Origin of the sequence: Novosphingobium rhizovicinum (assembly GCF_040813635.1) — a bacterium.
GTDB classification, from domain to species: Bacteria; Pseudomonadota; Alphaproteobacteria; order Sphingomonadales; family Sphingomonadaceae; genus Novosphingobium; species Novosphingobium rhizovicinum.
The window spans coordinates 393,951-410,079 of record NZ_JBFNXR010000052.1 but is presented as its reverse complement, the minus strand read 5'-3'; the positions used below and the strand labels follow the sequence as shown (position 1 = coordinate 410,079).

General features: G+C 63.3%; 11 protein-coding genes. 8 read left to right on the top strand and 3 right to left on the bottom strand.

Going from position 1 to position 16,129, the window contains the following annotated elements:
• Positions 1 to 17: 17 nt before the first annotated feature.
• Both ABUH87_RS16025 and ABUH87_RS16020 read right to left on the bottom strand, forming a co-directional pair.
• Positions 18 to 1,814, bottom strand: coding sequence for an IlvD/Edd family dehydratase (locus ABUH87_RS16025; protein ID WP_367775110.1), 1,797 nt, complete (start codon positions 1,812 to 1,814; stop codon positions 18 to 20).
• 15 nt (positions 1,815 to 1,829) lie between these two features.
• Entirely contained in the window at positions 1,830 to 2,975 is a 1,146-nt protein-coding gene (locus ABUH87_RS16020; protein WP_367775109.1) for an aldose epimerase family protein, read from the bottom strand.
• Positions 2,976 to 3,106: 131 nt separating this feature from the next.
• Between ABUH87_RS16020 and ABUH87_RS16015 the strand changes: the two genes are divergently transcribed.
• Positions 3,107 to 4,441: a sugar MFS transporter gene (locus ABUH87_RS16015; protein WP_367775108.1), complete on the top strand. Its 1,335-nt coding sequence runs from the start codon at positions 3,107 to 3,109 to the stop codon at positions 4,439 to 4,441.
• A 72-nt stretch (positions 4,442 to 4,513) separates the two neighbouring features.
• Here the strand turns inward: ABUH87_RS16015 and ABUH87_RS16010 are convergent, their stop codons facing one another.
• On the bottom strand, positions 4,514 to 5,266 hold the full coding sequence (locus ABUH87_RS16010; protein ID WP_367775107.1) for a FadR/GntR family transcriptional regulator: 753 nt from the start codon (positions 5,264 to 5,266) through the stop codon (positions 4,514 to 4,516).
• Positions 5,267 to 5,380: 114 nt separating this feature from the next.
• Between ABUH87_RS16010 and ABUH87_RS16005 the strand changes: the two genes are divergently transcribed.
• From ABUH87_RS16005 to ABUH87_RS15975, 7 genes are all read left to right on the top strand, one after another.
• The gene (locus ABUH87_RS16005; protein WP_367775106.1) at positions 5,381 to 6,910 is read left to right on the top strand and encodes an aldehyde dehydrogenase (NADP(+)); all 1,530 of its coding nucleotides are present in this window, start codon (positions 5,381 to 5,383) and stop codon (positions 6,908 to 6,910) included.
• A 64-nt stretch (positions 6,911 to 6,974) separates the two neighbouring features.
• Positions 6,975 to 7,970 (top strand): AraD1 family protein, encoded by a 996-nt coding sequence (gene araD1, locus ABUH87_RS16000; RefSeq protein ID WP_367775104.1) that lies wholly within the window; start codon positions 6,975 to 6,977, stop codon positions 7,968 to 7,970.
• A gap of 3 nt (positions 7,971 to 7,973) precedes the next feature.
• The gene (locus ABUH87_RS15995; protein WP_367775103.1) at positions 7,974 to 8,900 is read left to right on the top strand and encodes a Gfo/Idh/MocA family protein; all 927 of its coding nucleotides are present in this window, start codon (positions 7,974 to 7,976) and stop codon (positions 8,898 to 8,900) included.
• Between the two features lie 19 nt (positions 8,901 to 8,919).
• Complete coding sequence (locus tag ABUH87_RS15990; RefSeq protein WP_367775102.1) at positions 8,920 to 10,494, top strand: alpha-N-arabinofuranosidase; 1,575 nt, start codon at positions 8,920 to 8,922, stop codon at positions 10,492 to 10,494.
• Positions 10,491 to 11,528 carry a family 43 glycosylhydrolase gene (locus ABUH87_RS15985; RefSeq protein ID WP_419956707.1) on the top strand — a complete coding sequence of 346 codons (1,038 nt, stop codon included), beginning with the start codon at positions 10,491 to 10,493 and terminating at the stop codon, positions 11,526 to 11,528. Before ABUH87_RS15990 ends, ABUH87_RS15985 begins: the two co-directional genes overlap by 4 nt.
• 51 nt (positions 11,529 to 11,579) lie before the next feature.
• Positions 11,580 to 13,004: a glycoside hydrolase family 43 protein gene (locus tag ABUH87_RS15980; RefSeq protein ID WP_367775101.1), complete on the top strand. Its 1,425-nt coding sequence runs from the start codon at positions 11,580 to 11,582 to the stop codon at positions 13,002 to 13,004.
• Positions 13,005 to 13,185: 181 nt separating this feature from the next.
• A complete protein-coding gene (locus ABUH87_RS15975) occupies positions 13,186 to 16,032 on the top strand; it encodes a TonB-dependent receptor (protein ID WP_367775180.1) in 2,847 nt (948 codons plus the stop codon).
• Positions 16,033 to 16,129 lie beyond the last annotated feature (97 nt).

Sequence of the window (16,129 nt, the reverse complement as noted above, 5' to 3'; positions counted from 1 at the left end):
GGATCTCTCCCATCTGTTCAATGGTTGTCGCGCGGGAGCCCCATGGTCTGGGCAACCCGCTGGAACTTCTCGGCGCCTTCGAGGATAGCTCCGGTGTTCATCTGGCCGACAAGCGCGCGCTGGATCTCCTGCCAGGGCGTCTGCGAGGCGGGGTAGGCGTAGCCCCCCTTCGCTTCCAGCGCCGCGCGCCGAGTGGCGAGCTCCTCATCCGAAATCAGCACGTTGACCGTACGCTTGCGCAAATCGATGCGTACCCGGTCGCCAGTCTCTAGCAAGGCGAGCCCTCCCAAGGCAGCTGCTTCCGGACTGGCATTGAGGATCGAGGGGCTTCCGGATGTACCCGACTGCCGACCGTCGCCGATACAAGGCAGCGCACTCACCCCTTCGGTAATGAGGTAGGCGGGAGGCCGCATGTTCACCACTTCTGCCGCGCCAGGATAACCAATCGGCCCCGCGCCTCGCATGAACATCAGGGTCTCGGACGTGATGCCAAGTGCCGGATCGTCTATGCGCTTGTGGTAGTCTTCCGGTCCATCGAAGACGATGGCGGGGCCCTCGATAGCTTCGGGATCATTCGGGTTGGACAGATACCGCTCGCGGAATTCGGCGGAAATGACGCTGGTTTTCATGATCGCTGCATCGAACAAATTGCCGGACAGCACCAGGAAGCCTGCTTCCTCCCGTACAGGCTGGTCGAAAGCCTTGATGACCCGTTCGTCCTCGATCGTGGCGGAGCGGCAGTTCTCGCCGATGGTCTTGCCGTTTACCGTGAGCGCATCCTCGCGTATGAGTCCGTTTGCGATCAGTTGCGCTACAACCGCCGGAACGCCACCCGCGCGGTAGTAATCTTCGCCCAGATACTCGCCTGCGGGCTGGAGATTGACGAGAAGCGGCACCTTGTGGCCGAGGGTCTCCCACTCCTGCAACGCAAGCTCCACGCCCATATGGCGCGCCAGCGCAGCAAGGTGGATCGGTGCGTTGGTGGAACCGCCGATCGCCGAGTTGACTACGATCGCATTGCGGAAGGCATCTATCGTCAGGATGTCTGAGGGCTTGAGATCGTCATGCACCATTTCGACGATGCGCTTCCCGGTGCGATAGGCACATTCCTGCCGGTCGCGGTAGGGTGCCGGGATCGCCGCCGATCCGGGCAGCATCATGCCCAGTGCCTCGGCCAGCGAGTTCATCGTCGTGGCCGTGCCCATCGTATTGCAATACCCGGTGGACGGAGCGGACGATGCGACAAGCTTGATGAAGCCCTCATCGTCGATTTCCCCCGCCGCGAGCATCTCCCGGCCCTTCCACACGATCGTACCCGATCCGGTACGCTCCCCCTTGTGCCAGCCGTTGAGCATCGGCCCCACCGAGAGTGCAATCGCCGGGATATTCACGGTCGCCGCCGCCATCAGGCAGGCAGGCGTTGTCTTGTCGCACCCGGTAGTCAGCACCACGCCATCGAGCGGATAGCCGTAGAGCGCTTCTACCAGGCCGAGGTATGCCAGGTTCCGGTCCAGGCCAGCGGTCGGCCGCTTGCCGGTCTCCTGGATCGGGTGAACCGGAAACTCCAGAGCGATGCCTCCCGCCTCGCGGATACCCTCCCGGATCCGCTCGGCAAGGACCAGGTGGTGACGGTTGCAGGGTGAAAGGTCGCTGCCGGTCTGGGCGATGCCGATGATCGGCTTGCCCGACCGCAGCTCTTCCAGGCTCAGGCCGAAGTTCAGATAGCGCTCAAGGTAGAGCGACGTCATGTCCACGTTTTCAGGATTATCGAACCAGGCGCGCGAACGCAGTTTGGGATTGTGGCTGTTGGTCATGGTGCTCGTTTTCAGTCAGCGCGAGACGGAGAGGCGATAGATCATGGCGTGCCGGTAAGGCTTGCCCGGATCGACACGCGCGGAGGCGAAGTCGGGGTGGTTCGGGGCGTCAGGGAACTTTTGCGGTTCCAGCGCAATCCCATCACCCATCCGGTACAGTGTACCGCCCTTTCCAACCAACGTACCGTCCAGGAAGTTGCCCGAATAGAATTGCAGGCCGGGTTCGGTGGTCAGGACTTCAAGCACACGCCCTGAACCTGGATCCTCCAGACGCGCGGCAAGCTCCGGCGTTCTGGTGACACCCTTGTCGAGAGCGAAGTTGTGGTCGTAGCCGCGTCCGTGGACGATCTGCTGATTCTGGCCGTTGCGCAGCCCGTCTTCGATCGGACGTGGTTGCCGAAAGTCGAATACGGTGCCCTCAACCCGCCTCAGCTCTCCCGTCGGGATCAAGGTTTCATCAACAGGCGTGTACCGGGCCGCTGGGATCGTCAGCAGGTGATCCATTGCCGTGTCGTTCGAGCCCTGACCGGCCATGTCAAAGATGGCGTGATTGGTCATGTTGATGACGGTAGGCTTGTCCGTCTTCGCCTCAAACGTAATGCCCAGGTTCCCCGCTTCGTCGAGCGTATAGGTGACTGTCGCGTCCACCTTGCCGGGATAACCGGAGTCGCCATCCGGGCTGGTGTGCGTGAGAACAGCTCTCGCGACCGGCCCGGACTTGATCGACGCGACCTTCCACACAACTTTGTCGAACCCTTTGCCGCCGCCGTGCAGGCTATTGGTCTTGTCGTTCAAGGGAAGCTGGTAAGTCTTCCCGTCCAGCGAGAACCTCCCTCCGGCGATCCGGTTTGCGTAGCGGCCAACCGTCACACCGAAATAGTTCGGGTGATCGACGTAGTCCTTTAGATCGTCGTAGCCGAGCAGGACGTCCTCGACCTTCCCTTCGCGGTCCGGCGCCATCAGCTTCTGAAGCGTTGCGCCGTAGCTGAGGATCGTCGCCGAGACCCCGTTATCCGCCTGCAATGTAATCGCAGTCACGGCAGTGCCGTCGGCCAGCATTCCGGCCGGCGCCTGTGTCGCGTCCGCTGCGACCGCCGGCGACAGTATGCCGCAAGCGAGGGCGAGCGTCGATGCGGCGAGGGCCTTCGCGAGTATCCTCATTCCCGGTGTTCCCTTATGAGATTGTGCAAGCTGAGAGCTGCCCATTGACGGGCGCTGAAGCCATATATAGTCCGACAAATGAAAAGAGTGCAAGCCGAACCGAAACCGGCTTCAGATTCGAGAGGATGGACATGCCTTCAGTGGTCTCTTCCACAACCGCGGGCGAGAAACATGGCCCGCAGACCGGCGTTCGCTACGGCCCCGCCCTGACACTGCTGGCCAGCCTGTTCTTCATGTGGGGCTTCATCACCGTCATCAACAACACGCTGCTGCCACACCTGCGCAGCGTCTTTGACCTGACTTATACCCAGACCACTCTGATCGAATCCGTGTGGTTCGTGGCCTACTTCGTGGCATCGATCCCGTCGGCGAAGCTCATCGAGCGGATCGGCTATCAGAAGTCGCTGGTTGCGGGGCTCCTTGTCATGGCGGCAGGCTCGATGGGCATGATGCTGGCGGCGAGCATACCGTCTTACGGCGTCACCCTGTTCATGCTCTTCGTCATCGCGAGCGGCATCACGCTGCTGCAAGTGGCAGCCAATCCGTATGTGGTTGTGGTCGGCAGCCCCGAGACGGCCTCTTCGCGCCTGAACCTCGTGCAAGCGATGAATTCGGCTGGAACCATGCTGGCGCCGCTGTTCGGAGCGTACCTGATCCTTGGGCGCAGCAAGGGCGGCACCTCAGCCAGCGGAACGGTTCTCACAGATGCGGAGCGGCTTGCCGACGCGCAGTCGGTGATCCTGCCCTACGGCCTCGTTGCTGCGGCGCTGATCGTGCTTGCGGTCATCATCGCACGCTTTCCGCTGCCAGCCATGGGAACGGCCAACGCTCGCCTGCCAAAGGACGAGCGCAAGAAGCTGTCCTTGTGGCACCACCGCAATCTGGTCTTCGGGGTACCGGCAATCTTCATCTACCTGATTGCCGAGATTGGCGTTGCCAACCTCTTCGTGAACTTCGTCAGCCGCCCGGATATCGCGAACCTGACCCACGAGCATGCGGGGCGCTATCTGACAATTCTGTGGGGCGGCATGATGGTCGGCCGTTTCGCAGGCTCGGCGATCATGCAGCGCTATGACGCGGCAAAGGTGCTCGCGGTCTTCTCCATCGGCGCGTTCGTGGTGATGATGATCACCGTATTCGCGAGCGGCCCGGTGGCCATGTGGTCCCTGATCCTGGTCGGCCTGTTCCACTCCATCATGTTCCCCACGATCTTTACCCTGGGGATCAAAGGCCTTGGTCCGCTGACTGAGGAAGGCTCGGGCTTGCTCGTGATGGCCATCGCCGGTGGTGCATTGGTGATCGTGCAGGGATGGCTTGCAGACACCTACGGCCTTCAGAACTCCTTCCTTCTGACGGCCGCCTGCGAGCTTTACGTGCTGTTCTATGCCTTGTGGGGCAGCAAGCCGACCAACGCGTTGATCGACCCGGCCCCCGCCGTCGCGCAACCCGATTCCACGTCCCAATAGCCCTTCAAGGGGTCGCAAGAGGAACCCCGGCGGATCATTCCGTCGGGGTTCTTTATGCGCGGATCAGACAGGTCAGCCCTCCATGGAACTGCGCGTATCCTCCAGCGCCAGATCCACCAGGACATTCATCGCGTCTGCGGCCGCATTGGCATCGCCAGCGGCAATAGCATCGTAGACTTTCACATGGTCAGGAATGGGGTTGCGCGGCAGCGCGCGCGAACGCTGCTTGAACTGCGTCGTCCAGTTGACCGCTGCACCGATGCTTGCGCTCAGAACCTTCAGCGCATCGTTGCGCGTCGCCTGAAGGATAGCGTTATGGAAGTCGCGATCGGCCGCCCGGCCCAGCTCAGTGGTTAGGGTATGCGTGCGCATCGCCGCGAGGGCGTCTTTCATGGTCTTGAGATCCGCTTTGTCGCGCCGTTGAGCCGCCAGTCTTGCAGCAGCAGGCTCGACGATGGCGCGCAGCTCAAAGAGGCTCCGCACGAACTCGACGTCCGGCTCTCCTGCAAAAGCCCAGCCAAGGACCTCCGGGTCGAGCAGGTTCCAGCGGTCCCGCGGAAGCACGCGCGTTCCCGCTTTGGGGCGACTGGCAACCAAGCCTTTCGCGGTAAGCACCTGGATGGCCTCGCGATAGGCGCTTCTGGAGACCTTGAGCTCCTCTGCAAAGGCCACCTCTCCGCCCAGGACATCGCCCGGAGCGTATTTGCCTGACAAGATATCGGTGCCCAGCTTGTGCGCAATCGCGCCATGAAGTCTGCGCCCGGGCCCCCGCCCCTTCGCGTTCGGCTTCGATGCTTCGCTATCGCTCACAATCTCGACGTCCATGCCAGTTACCATCGCTTACATGAGCCTACCTAACAGGCCTGACCTCAAGGCGGAACGACAAACATTGCCTTTCTCGATCGGAGCGAATATGTCGGAGTAAATCGGGAGACACCAATGACACATTTCACCTCGATCCTCGCCGCGACCGGCGAACCGCACGGCGAACCGCTTGCCGTCAGCAGCATAGAAGACGTGGCAAAGGCCTGTGCAGCTGCTGATGCGGCGTTCGACACCTATCGCTCCACCACTCGCGAAGCCCGCGCTGCGTTTCTGGAGCGGATAGCGGAAGAGATCCTGGGGCTTGGCGACTCGCTGGTCGAAGCGGGGAGCAACGAAAGCGGGTTGCCCCGTGCACGCATCGAGAACGAGCGCGGCCGCACCGTCACCCAGCTTCGCCTGTTTGCCGAAGTTGTTCGCACCGGACTGTGGCAGCAGCTGCGTATCGACCCGGCCATGCCGGACCGCCAGCCCCTTCCCCGGCCGGACCTGCGCTTGCGCATGATCCCGGTGGGACCGGTGGCTGTCTTCGGCGCATCCAACTTCCCTCTGGCCTTCTCAACGGCCGGTGGAGACACGGCATCGGCACTCGCCGCCGGCTGCCCGGTCGTGGTCAAAGGCCATCCGGCGCATCCGCTGACCGGCGCTCTCGTGGCCCAGGCGATCAGCAAGGCGGTCGAAGAGTGCGGCCTTCCCGCCGGAGTGTTCCAGCATCTCGTCGGCCCTTCCAACGATCTGGGCGCCGCTCTGGTTCAGGATCCGCGCATCATGGCGGTGGGCTTTACCGGCTCCCGCAGCGGCGGCCTCGCGCTGGCTAAGCTGGCGCAGGACCGCGAAGTGCCCATCCCGGTCTACGCCGAGATGTCGAGCATCAACCCAGTACTGCTGCTGCCTGCCGCCCTCAGGGCGCGCGGCGCTGAGCTTGGCGCCGCCTTCGTCGCTTCGCTTACGATGGGTGCGGGCCAGTTCTGCACCAACCCCGGACTCGTGCTCGCGATCGAGGGAGAAGGCCTGGACGCATTTGTCGCCGCTGCGACGGACGCTGTGACCCAGGCTCAGCCGCAAGTCATGCTGACCGCCGCCATCTGCGCCTCTTATGCGAAGGGTGTCGAGACGCTATCCAACCTTCCGGGTGTCGAAAAGCTGGCACAGGGTACCGCCGGCGACCGGACGCGCGGTGGAACCATTCTCTTCCAGACCACGGCTGACGCCTTCCTGGCGAACAAGGCGCTTGCGGACGAAGTGTTCGGAGCATCGTCGATTGTCGTGCGCTGCAAGGACGAGGCGGAACTCACAAGCGTCCTCAAGGCTCTGGAAGGCCAATTGACGGCGACGCTGCACATGGACGCAGCGGACGAAGATCTCGCCGGACGGCTGCTGCCCACGCTTGAGCGCAAGGTCGGCCGCATTCTTGCAAATGGCTGGCCCACGGGTGTCGAGGTGAGCCATGCCATGGTTCACGGCGGCCCCTTCCCCGCAACATCGGACCCGCGGATGACCTCTGTCGGAACGCTGGCGATCGACCGTTTCCTGCGCCCCGTTTGCTACCAGAACCTCGCACAGGACGTGCTCCCGCCTGAATTGCGCGAAGACGCGAAGAATGACGGCGTGCCCCGCCTGATCGATGGCACGCTCAAGCTGACCTGAAGACAAGCATCGGATCCGCGGCAGCGCTCCTGCGGGGAGCGGGCCGCGGCAGGGAGAGACATTGATGAACCACCTTCGCCTGCTCCAGCATCGCGATGCCGACGGCACGCGTTCAGTCATTCTCGCCGAGGGCGACGTCGCCCACAGGCTTGACGGGACCACAAGCGTTCGCGAGCTGGCGCTGCGGGCCATCGCGGCTGGACGTTCGCTCGCGGATGAGGCCCGCTCCTGCGGCAAGGGCGCGCCGGTCGACATAGCAGCAGAGTTTGCGGCCGGACGCCTGCTCTCGCCGATCGACCACGAAGATCCCGCCCACGTCCTCCTCACCGGCACGGGACTGACGCATCTCGGCTCGGCCGAAGGCCGCGACAAGATGCACAAGGCTGCGGCTGCAGGCGAACAGCTGACGGACTCCATGCGCATGTTCCTTGAAGGGCTGGAGGGCGGCAAGCCCTCGCCCGGCACCGAGGGGCAGCAGCCGGAGTGGTTCTACAAAGGCGACGGATCGCAACTGGTCGCTCCCGGCGCGCCTCTTCAGATGCCCTTCTTTGCCAAGGACGGAGGCGAAGAGCCCGAGTTGGCCGGCGTCTATCTGATCGGCGAGGACGGGGCGATCTATCGATTGGGTTTCGCCATCGCGAACGAATTTTCCGACCACGTAACCGAGCGCCACAACTATCTCTGGCTCGCCCATTCGAAGCTGCGCCAGGCGGCGCTCGGGCCGGAACTGCTGCTGGGCGAGCTGCCCGAGCGGGTAGAGGGCATCAGCCGCATTCGGCGCGGCGGCGAGGTTATCTGGGAGAAGCCTTTCCTCTCGGGCGAGGCGAACATGTCGCACACCGTCGCCAACCTCGAACACCACCACTTCAAGTACGACCTCTTCTGCCGCCCCGGCGACGTGCATGTGCATTTCTTCGGTACCGCGACCCTCTCGTTCAGCGACGGCGTCACCACGCGGGAAGGCGACGTGTTCGAGATCGAGGCGGCGCCGTTTGCGCTTCCGGTGTCCAATCCGCTGCAGCGCGCGCCTCAACGCACCGTCGCCGTGAAGGCCCTCTGAAGGATGGACCCGATCCGCATCGCCGTCGTGGGCGTCGGCAAGATCGCCCGTGACCAGCACCTGCCTGCTATAGCCGGCAACCCGGCCTTCAGTCTGGCGGCTACGGTAAGTCCACATGATCCGGGTCCGAAGGGCGTGCCCCATCTCGCCAGTCTGGACGAGCTGATCGAGAGCGGCCCGGCTGTCGACGCGGTCGCGCTCTGCACGCCACCGCAGGTGCGCTACGAACTGGCGACAATGGCGCTGAAGCGCGGCATCCACGTCTTCCTTGAAAAACCTCCAGGGGCGACGCTTTCGGAAGTCGTCGCGCTGCGCGACCGTGCAGGAAAGGTCGGCGTCACCCTGTTCGCCGCTTGGCATTCCCGCTTTGCAGCGGGTGTAGCGCCGGCGCGCGCGTGGCTCTCGGAACGCCGGATCGAGAAGGTCTCCATCGTCTGGCGCGAAGACGTGCGCGTATGGCATCCGGGGCAAGCATGGATCTGGGAGCCAGGCGGCCTCGGCGTGTTCGATCCGGGCATCAACGCCCTATCCATCCTGACCCACATCATGCCGCGCGCGGTGTTCCTCAAGTCCGCCGTGCTTTCGATCCCCGAAAACCGCGCGGCTCCCATCGCAGCTGACCTCAGCCTCTGCGACACCGGCGGCGCCAACATTCACATGGACCTGGATTGGCGGCAAACCGGCCCGCAAAGCTGGGACATCATTGTCGAGACGGACGCGGGCACTCTCAAGCTGTCCAGCGGAGGTGCGGTGCTGTCCCTTCCCTCGGGGACCGAGCACAACGAGGATCTCGAGTATCCCGGACTTTATGCGCGTTTTGCCAATCTCATCAGGGGCGGGCGCAGCGATGTCGACATCGACCCGCTTCGCCTTGTGGCCGACGCATTCCTGCGCGGCCGCCGCGAGAGCGTCGCAGCATTTCACGACTAGGCTTCAGGAGAGGATTACAATGAGCAACAAGCTCAAGACCCTACGACAGGTTGCAACGGCGCTTCTTCTTGGCGCTACCGTTCTGACGACCCCGGCGCTCGCGGACACTGCGGATCAGCCGACGACGGCAACGATCCACGCGGACAAGCCGGGTCCCGTTTACGACAAGCTTATCTTCACCCAGTTCGCGGAGCATCTCGGCAACGGCATCTATGGCGGCCTTTGGGTAGGCAACGACAAGTCGATCCCGAACACCAACGGCTTTCGCAACGATGTGGTCGCCGCGTTGCGCAACCTTTCGGTTCCCGTGATCCGCTGGCCGGGCGGCTGCTTCGCGGACGAGTATCATTGGCGCGAGGGCATCGGCCCCAAAAGCCAGCGCCCGGTCAAACTCAACACCCACTGGGGCGGCGTCACCGAGCCGAACACCGTGGGCACGCACGAGTTCTTCGAACTCCTGAGGCAGGTCGGCGCCGAAGCGTATATTGCAGGCAATGTCGGCAGCGGCACACCCCAGGAAATGGCCGAGTGGGTGGAGTACATGACCGCGCCCGCCGGAAGCCTTGCAGAGCTGCGCGCGAAGAATGGCCACAAGGAGCCCTGGTCAGTGCCCTATTTCGGCGTCGGCAACGAGCTCTGGGGCTGCGGCGGCAACATGCGGCCAGAGTTTGCCGCGGACGAGACACGCCGCTACGCGACATTCATCAAGGCTCCTGCCGGCACCAGGATCATGAAGATCGCTGCGGGTGCCAACGTTGACGACGTAAACTGGACCGAGACGATGATGCGGGTCGCCGGGCCGATGCTCGACGGCGTATCCCTGCACTACTATGTCCATCCTGCTGGAGGCTGGCCGCCGCGGGCCCCGGCCGTCGATTTCGATGAGAACGGCTGGGCCGACGCGCTCGCCGGCGCGCGCCGCATGGACGACCTCATCACCCGGCACAGTGCCGTGATGGACAAGTATGATCCGGAAAAGCGCCTCTTCCTGGCGGTTGACGAATGGGGTGCCTGGTATGCGCAAGACCCCGGCACGCACCCCGGTTTCCTGCGCCAGCAGAACACGCTGCGGGACGCGCTGATCGCTTCCATCCACCTCGATATCTTCGCCAAGCACGCGGACCGCGTACGCATGACCGCCATCGCGCAGATGGTGAACGTGCTGCAGGCCATGATCCTGACCAAGGGGAAGAAGATGGTGCTCACGCCCACCTATCACGTCTTTGAGATGTACAAGCCCTGGCAGGACGCGACCGTTCTACCGATCGAGATCAAGTCGCCCTGGTATTCCAAGGACCAGTTCACGATGCCGGCCGTCAGCGGCTCGGCTGTGCGGGGACGCGACGGGCGCATTCACGTCGGGCTGTCGAACCTTGACCCCAACCAGAGCAATACGGTGACGATCTCGCTTGAAGGCGTCAGCGCAAACGGCGTGTCGGGACGGGTCCTCACCGCTCCTGCCGTCAACTCACACAACACCTTCGATGCGCCCGAGGTGGTCAAGCCTGCACCCTTCACAGGCGCGGCGGTGCAGGGCAATCAACTGACGGTGACGCTGCCTGCGAAGTCAGTCGTGGTGCTGGAGCTCCAGTGACCGTGGCGGGGCATTCGATTGTCGCGGCGGCGGTGCGCACAGGCGCGCTGCTCGCCGCGGCGCTTCTCACCTGCACGGCTGCGACTGCCGCTGCTCCGGCGTCTCTCAACGAGCGCCTGAGCGGGGACATCGCGCCGGTGCATGACCCGGTGATCATACGCCAGGGAGACACCTACTACGTCTTCAATACGATTGGCCGCTACATAGGGGTCAAGAGCTCGAAGGACCTGACACACTGGACGGACGAGCAGCCGGTTTTCAGCCAGATTCCGGAATGGGCGAAGGCAGCTGTTCCTGGCACCGACGGTATCTGGGCGCCGGACATCTCATACGTAAGCGGCGAGTACCGTCTCTACTACTCGATCTCCACGTTCGGATCGAACCGCTCGGCAATTGGGCTGGCGACGGCCAGGACGCTGGATCCGGCTGCGAAAGACTACGGCTGGACCGACCGGGGAATGGTCGTGATGTCGCAGCCCGAAGATGACTACAACGCCATCGACCCTGCGTTCATCGCGGATGAAAGCGGCAACCACTGGCTTGCTCTCGGCAGCTTCTGGACGGGCATCAAGCTTTTCCCCCTCGACCGGGAAAGCGGCAAGGTCGTACCCGGCACCAGGCCCTACGCGATCGCGCGGCGGCCTGCTCCTGAAGGCGGCCCTGCGCCCGTCGAAGCGCCCTTCATCCTTCGTCGCGGGGGCTGGTATTATCTGATCGCGTCCTACGACTACTGCTGCAAGGGCGTGAACAGCACGTACTACACCGTGGTGAGCCGCGCGCGCAGCGTTACTGGCCCCTACCTCGGCAAAGACGGCAGCGAGATGATGCACGGTGGCGGCACGATCCTGTTGAGGGCCGACCTGCAGGAGAAGCAGCGCTTCCGCGGGCCGGGCCACGCCGGGGCTTTCACCGACAAGGACGGCACAACCTACCTCGTCTACCACGCCTACGACCGCGAGAAGGACGGCGCCCCGACGCTGCGGATCGCACCCCTGCGCTGGACCGAGGATGGCTGGCCCGAAGCCCTGCCCTGATCCGCGCCGCTCAGAAGGCTGACACAGACAACAACGACGGAAGAGGACCTCATGCCCATCATCCTTTCGCGACGGACCTTTGCCGCAAGCATGGCGCTGCTTCCGCTCGCCTGCACCCGCGCGGGCGAAGCTTTGACTTCGCAGCCGCCGGCACTTGCAGGTGCGGTTCCGGTCAATCCGCTCGTTCGCCAGCGGGCCGACGCGCAGATCTTCCTGCACGAGGACGGCTATTACTACATGACCGGTTCCGTGCCCGAATACGACCGCCTCGTGCTCCGTCGCGCGCGGACCCTCGCGGGCCTGACGGATGCGCCCGAGGCGGTGCTCTGGCGGCATCAGTCGAGCGGCCCCCTCTCGGGGTTCATCTGGGCACCGGAACTCCATCAGGTCGACGGCCGCTGGATCATGTATTTCGCAGCGGGCCCGAGCGGGGGCGGAGAAGACGTCTTCCGTATCCGGACTTACGCCATCGCCTGCGACGGATCGGACCCGATGACCGGCACATGGTCGGTACTCGGCCAGTTTCAGTTCCCGTGGGACAGCTTCAACCTCGACTCGACGATCTTCACGCATCGCGGCACCCGCTATTTCGCCTGGGCGCAGCGTGAGGCGGGGATCGACACGAACTCCAACCTCTACCTCGCACCTCTAGCCTCGGCGCTCACACTCGCTGCACCGCCTGCGCGGCTTGCCGTCCCGACGCTCGACTGGGAAATTCGCGGTTTCAAGGTGAACGAAGCCCCGGCCGTGATTCACCGCAATGGCCGCCTGTTCATGACCTACTCGGCCAGCGCCACCGACGCACGCTATTGCCTCGGCATGCTCACCGCGTCGGACGATGCAGACATCATGGATCCGCGCGCCTGGACGAAATCACCCGAGCCGGTGTTTCAGACGTCCCGTGAAACCTCCGTCTACGGCCCGGGCCACAACAGCTTCACGGTAGACGAGCAGGGACACGATATCCTTGTCTATCACGGCCGCGACTATGAAGCGATCGAGGGCGACCCCCTGTTCAACCCCGACAGGCACACCCGGATCCAGCGCCTCTACTTCGACGCACAGGGCGTGCCGGAGTTCGGCGTTCCCGTCGGCAACGGCCCCTTGCCGGACCGGTACGAGTCAAAGATCAGCGCCGGCACATGGTTAGCCTATGAAGGCGCGCGACCCTTCGCAGGGAAAGCCCCCCTGCCCCAAACGCAGTACCGCGCCCTTCCGGCGGAAGGGAACAGCATTCGCCTTTCCCCGATCCTGGCGCCGGATCACCAGCTAACAGCCACGCCGGACGGGTCTCTGATCCTGACCCCCAGAGGGCCAGGAGCTGGCTTAGAGAGCCGCTTTCAGCGCGTCCCGCAACCTGACGGAAGCGTTCGCCTGATTTCACTTGCGCAGCCGGGGCGCGCCATCGCGAACCTGGGCAACGCACTTGCGCTCCTGGCGAGCGACGGTCCCGATACGCACTGGCTGGTGCGGTAAATCAGTCCGACAAGAGTGAGGCGTAGGCCATCTCCCCCGAGCCACGCCTCACTCCCCGCGGCAGCGCGCCTAGGGGCCGTGAGCCATTGTGACACTTTTTTCTTGCTTTGAATAACTCCGACAAATAAACCGTGAGAGATTCGAAGGGATGGTATAGGCCACCCTTAAGGGAGGATGTATGATGGCACTGCGGCCGATCGCTTTCACCACCGTTTCCGTTCTTGCACTTTCGTTTGCCAATGTCGCTCAGGCGCAGGACGCGGCGCCCGATACCGCCGCTGCAGCGGCGAATTCCCCTTCGGATGAGGCGGCGCCTGCTGATGCGATTGTGGTCACCGGCGTGCGTGCGTCGGTCGTCGGCGCGCTCGACGTCCGACGTGAATCGATCCAGATCGTCGACTCGGTCGTGGCCGAAGACGTCGGCAAGTTGCCTGACAATAACGTCGTCGAGGCGCTTCAGCGCGTAACAGGCATCCAGGTCACGGATCGCGCCGGCGGCGAAGCGGCAACCATCACCATTCGCGGGCTGACGGATCCCCTCACGACGCTCAACGGGCGCAACATCTTCACGGCGGCGGGCACCGCGTTCGCGCTTCAGGACATCTCGGCCAACCTCGTAAAGCAGATCGACGTCTACAAGACGCGTTCGGCCGATCAGATCGAAACCGGGCTCGCCGGACAGATCGATGTTCAGACACGCCGGCCGCTCGATTTCGACGGCTTCGCGATCTCCGGTCTCGCGCGCGGGATCTACAGCGAGTTGCGCGACAAGGTGAACCCGAATGTAGCGCTGCTCGTCAGCAATCGCTGGGAAACCGGCATTGGCGACATCGGCATCCTGGTGAACGGCAGCTATAACCGGTATCACTACCGCAACGAGAACCTGCAGGCCGGCGCCATGGTGCCGTTCGCAACGGAAAACCCGCCCGCGGGCTCGGGCTTCACCCCGCTGGAGCGCATCTTCCCGGGAGATCGCAACCAGAACTGGACGCCAGGCCTGGATGCAGGCCTGCCGACTGCACCCGGCTCAACTCTGAACATCAACGGCGTGCAAGTGCCGTATTACCTGTCGCGCGATGCGGTCATCAGTTCGGATCTCTATGGTGAGCGCGAGCGCCCTTCGGTGAACGTTGCCTTGCAGTGGGCGCCGAATGATCGCTCCGTCTACACAGCAGAAGTGTTCTACGCTGGCTTTCGCGGCGAGACGTTCAACAGCCTGCACTTCAGCTTCGTGGACTGGTGGGGCAGCATCGACCCTAATCCGGGTTCGACGTTCGAGCTGTATGACGGCACGAACATCATAAAGTCGCGTCGGGTGGGCGACGTCGCCGGCTTCAACAGCGGCGACACCGCAACCAGCAAGACGGATAGCTTCGTCTACGCACTGAACGCGAAGTGGGACGTCGCCGACGCCGGCAAGATCTCGGCGGATCTTGCTTATCAGGACAGCAAGAACAAGACGTCTTTCTTCGCCATCCGCACGGATCGCGGTCCGCTGGATATCGACGTGGACTTTAACGCCGGAGGCGGCCTGCCGGCGTTCAGCTTCTCCAATCCGGGGGTCCTCACCGACCCTTCAGCGTGGACCGTAGGAAACCTTTTCGACAGCGGCACCAAGACTTCCGGCAGCGCCCTGACATTCATGCTGGACGGCGAATACAGCTGGGACGACGGCTTCCTCCGGCGGATCAAGGCGGGCTTCCGTTACGATGATCGGAAGGCGGACAGCTTCGTGCGCGATCAGGGTGCCGGCGCGCTTGGCGTTCCTTTGACCGCGCTGGGCGAAGATGGAATTTTCACAAACAGCAACTTCTTCGAAGGACGGGCGAACGTCCCGATGAGCTGGGTTCTGGCCGACCCGCGCGGTCTGGACAAGGATGCGATCCGGACACGCTACCGGTCCGTCGAACCCGGACTTCGCCTCTCTGATGAACTGACTTTCGACCAAGTGTTCGGCATCAACGAAATCAACATGGCCGCCTATGCTCTGGCCGACGGTGAGCTGTCCCTGTTCGGTCGGCCCCTTCAGGTACAGGGCGGCGTGCGGTTCGTGGCGATCGACACGAACTACGATTACTTCGACCGTCGCCAAGGCTTTGCGCTGACGCAGGTTTCCACCAACTCCTCCAAGTTCCTGCCGTCGTTCACCGCACGCTACGGCATCACCGATAACCTGCGCCTCCGGTTCAACTACGGCGAGACGCTGCGCCGCCCGGCCTTCGGTGACCTCAACCCGAACCCGGTGCTCACCGGCGACCTGTCTCGCATCGGCTTTGGAACTGCGACTTCGGGCACGGCCAATCTCCGCCCGACGCATTCGAAGAACTACGACCTGGCGCTGGAATGGTACTTCGAGCGCAGCAGCGCAATCTACGTGACGGCATTCCGCCGCGAGATCGAGGGGCTGGTCGTGCCGCTGACCGTGCGTGAGTTCATCCCTGACAACTACCTGCCGCGCAACGAGACATACACCGAGTTCTTCAACGTAACCCGCCCGGTCAATGCATCGGACGGCGTGTTGCAGGGCGTGGAACTGGGCCTGACCTATTATCCGACCTATCTGCCCGGCATTCTGAACGGCCTCGGCTTTGTGGGCAGCGCCACGATCCTCGACTCCGAGCAGACCATTCCGGTCACGGACGCGAACGGCAACATTACGGGTGAAACTGAGTCTGCATTCTTCGGGGTATCCAAGTTCTCGTACAACGCCACGCTGGCTTACGATAACGGGCCGATCGGCGCGCGCCTCTCGTATATCTGGCGCAAGGGTTTCCTTCAGAGCAACGAAGCCCGGGCCTTTGCCAACCCCATCGGCTTCTGGCGTGCGCCTGAGAAGAGCCTGGACTTCCAGCTGACCTGGAACGTCACGGAAGATATCGGTATCACCTTCGACGCGGTAAATATCACCAAGGCAAAACAGCAGAACTACTACAAGTTCGAAGATGCCGGGGGGCCGGAGCAGTTCAACTCCAGCACGTTGTTGCTTGATCGCACCTTTGCCATCGGCGCGCGATTCACCTTCGACTGAGCCAGCTAGCAAGCCCGGCGGCGGGAACGCTCCCGATCCATTCTCGTTGCCCGCGTATTGCGACGCGACAGAGCGCGGATCGGCAGCAACCCTGCCG

Excerpts from the sequence above, each read along its gene's own strand:
- ABUH87_RS16025 (WP_367775110.1), bottom strand. The coding sequence starts at position 1,814 with ATGACCAACAGCCACAATCCCAAACTGCGTTCGCGCGCCTGGTTCGAT.
- ABUH87_RS16020 (WP_367775109.1), bottom strand. The coding sequence starts at position 2,975 with ATGAGGATACTCGCGAAGGCCCTCGCCGCATCGACGCTCGCCCTCGCT.
- ABUH87_RS16015 (WP_367775108.1), top strand. The coding sequence starts at position 3,107 with ATGCCTTCAGTGGTCTCTTCCACAACCGCGGGCGAGAAACATGGCCCG.
- ABUH87_RS16010 (WP_367775107.1), bottom strand. The coding sequence starts at position 5,266 with ATGGACGTCGAGATTGTGAGCGATAGCGAAGCATCGAAGCCGAACGCG.
- ABUH87_RS16005 (WP_367775106.1), top strand. The coding sequence starts at position 5,381 with ATGACACATTTCACCTCGATCCTCGCCGCGACCGGCGAACCGCACGGC.
- araD1 (WP_367775104.1), top strand. The coding sequence starts at position 6,975 with ATGAACCACCTTCGCCTGCTCCAGCATCGCGATGCCGACGGCACGCGT.
- ABUH87_RS15995 (WP_367775103.1), top strand. The coding sequence starts at position 7,974 with ATGGACCCGATCCGCATCGCCGTCGTGGGCGTCGGCAAGATCGCCCGT.
- ABUH87_RS15990 (WP_367775102.1), top strand. The coding sequence starts at position 8,920 with ATGAGCAACAAGCTCAAGACCCTACGACAGGTTGCAACGGCGCTTCTT.
- ABUH87_RS15980 (WP_367775101.1), top strand. The coding sequence starts at position 11,580 with ATGCCCATCATCCTTTCGCGACGGACCTTTGCCGCAAGCATGGCGCTG.
- ABUH87_RS15975 (WP_367775180.1), top strand. The coding sequence starts at position 13,186 with ATGGCACTGCGGCCGATCGCTTTCACCACCGTTTCCGTTCTTGCACTT.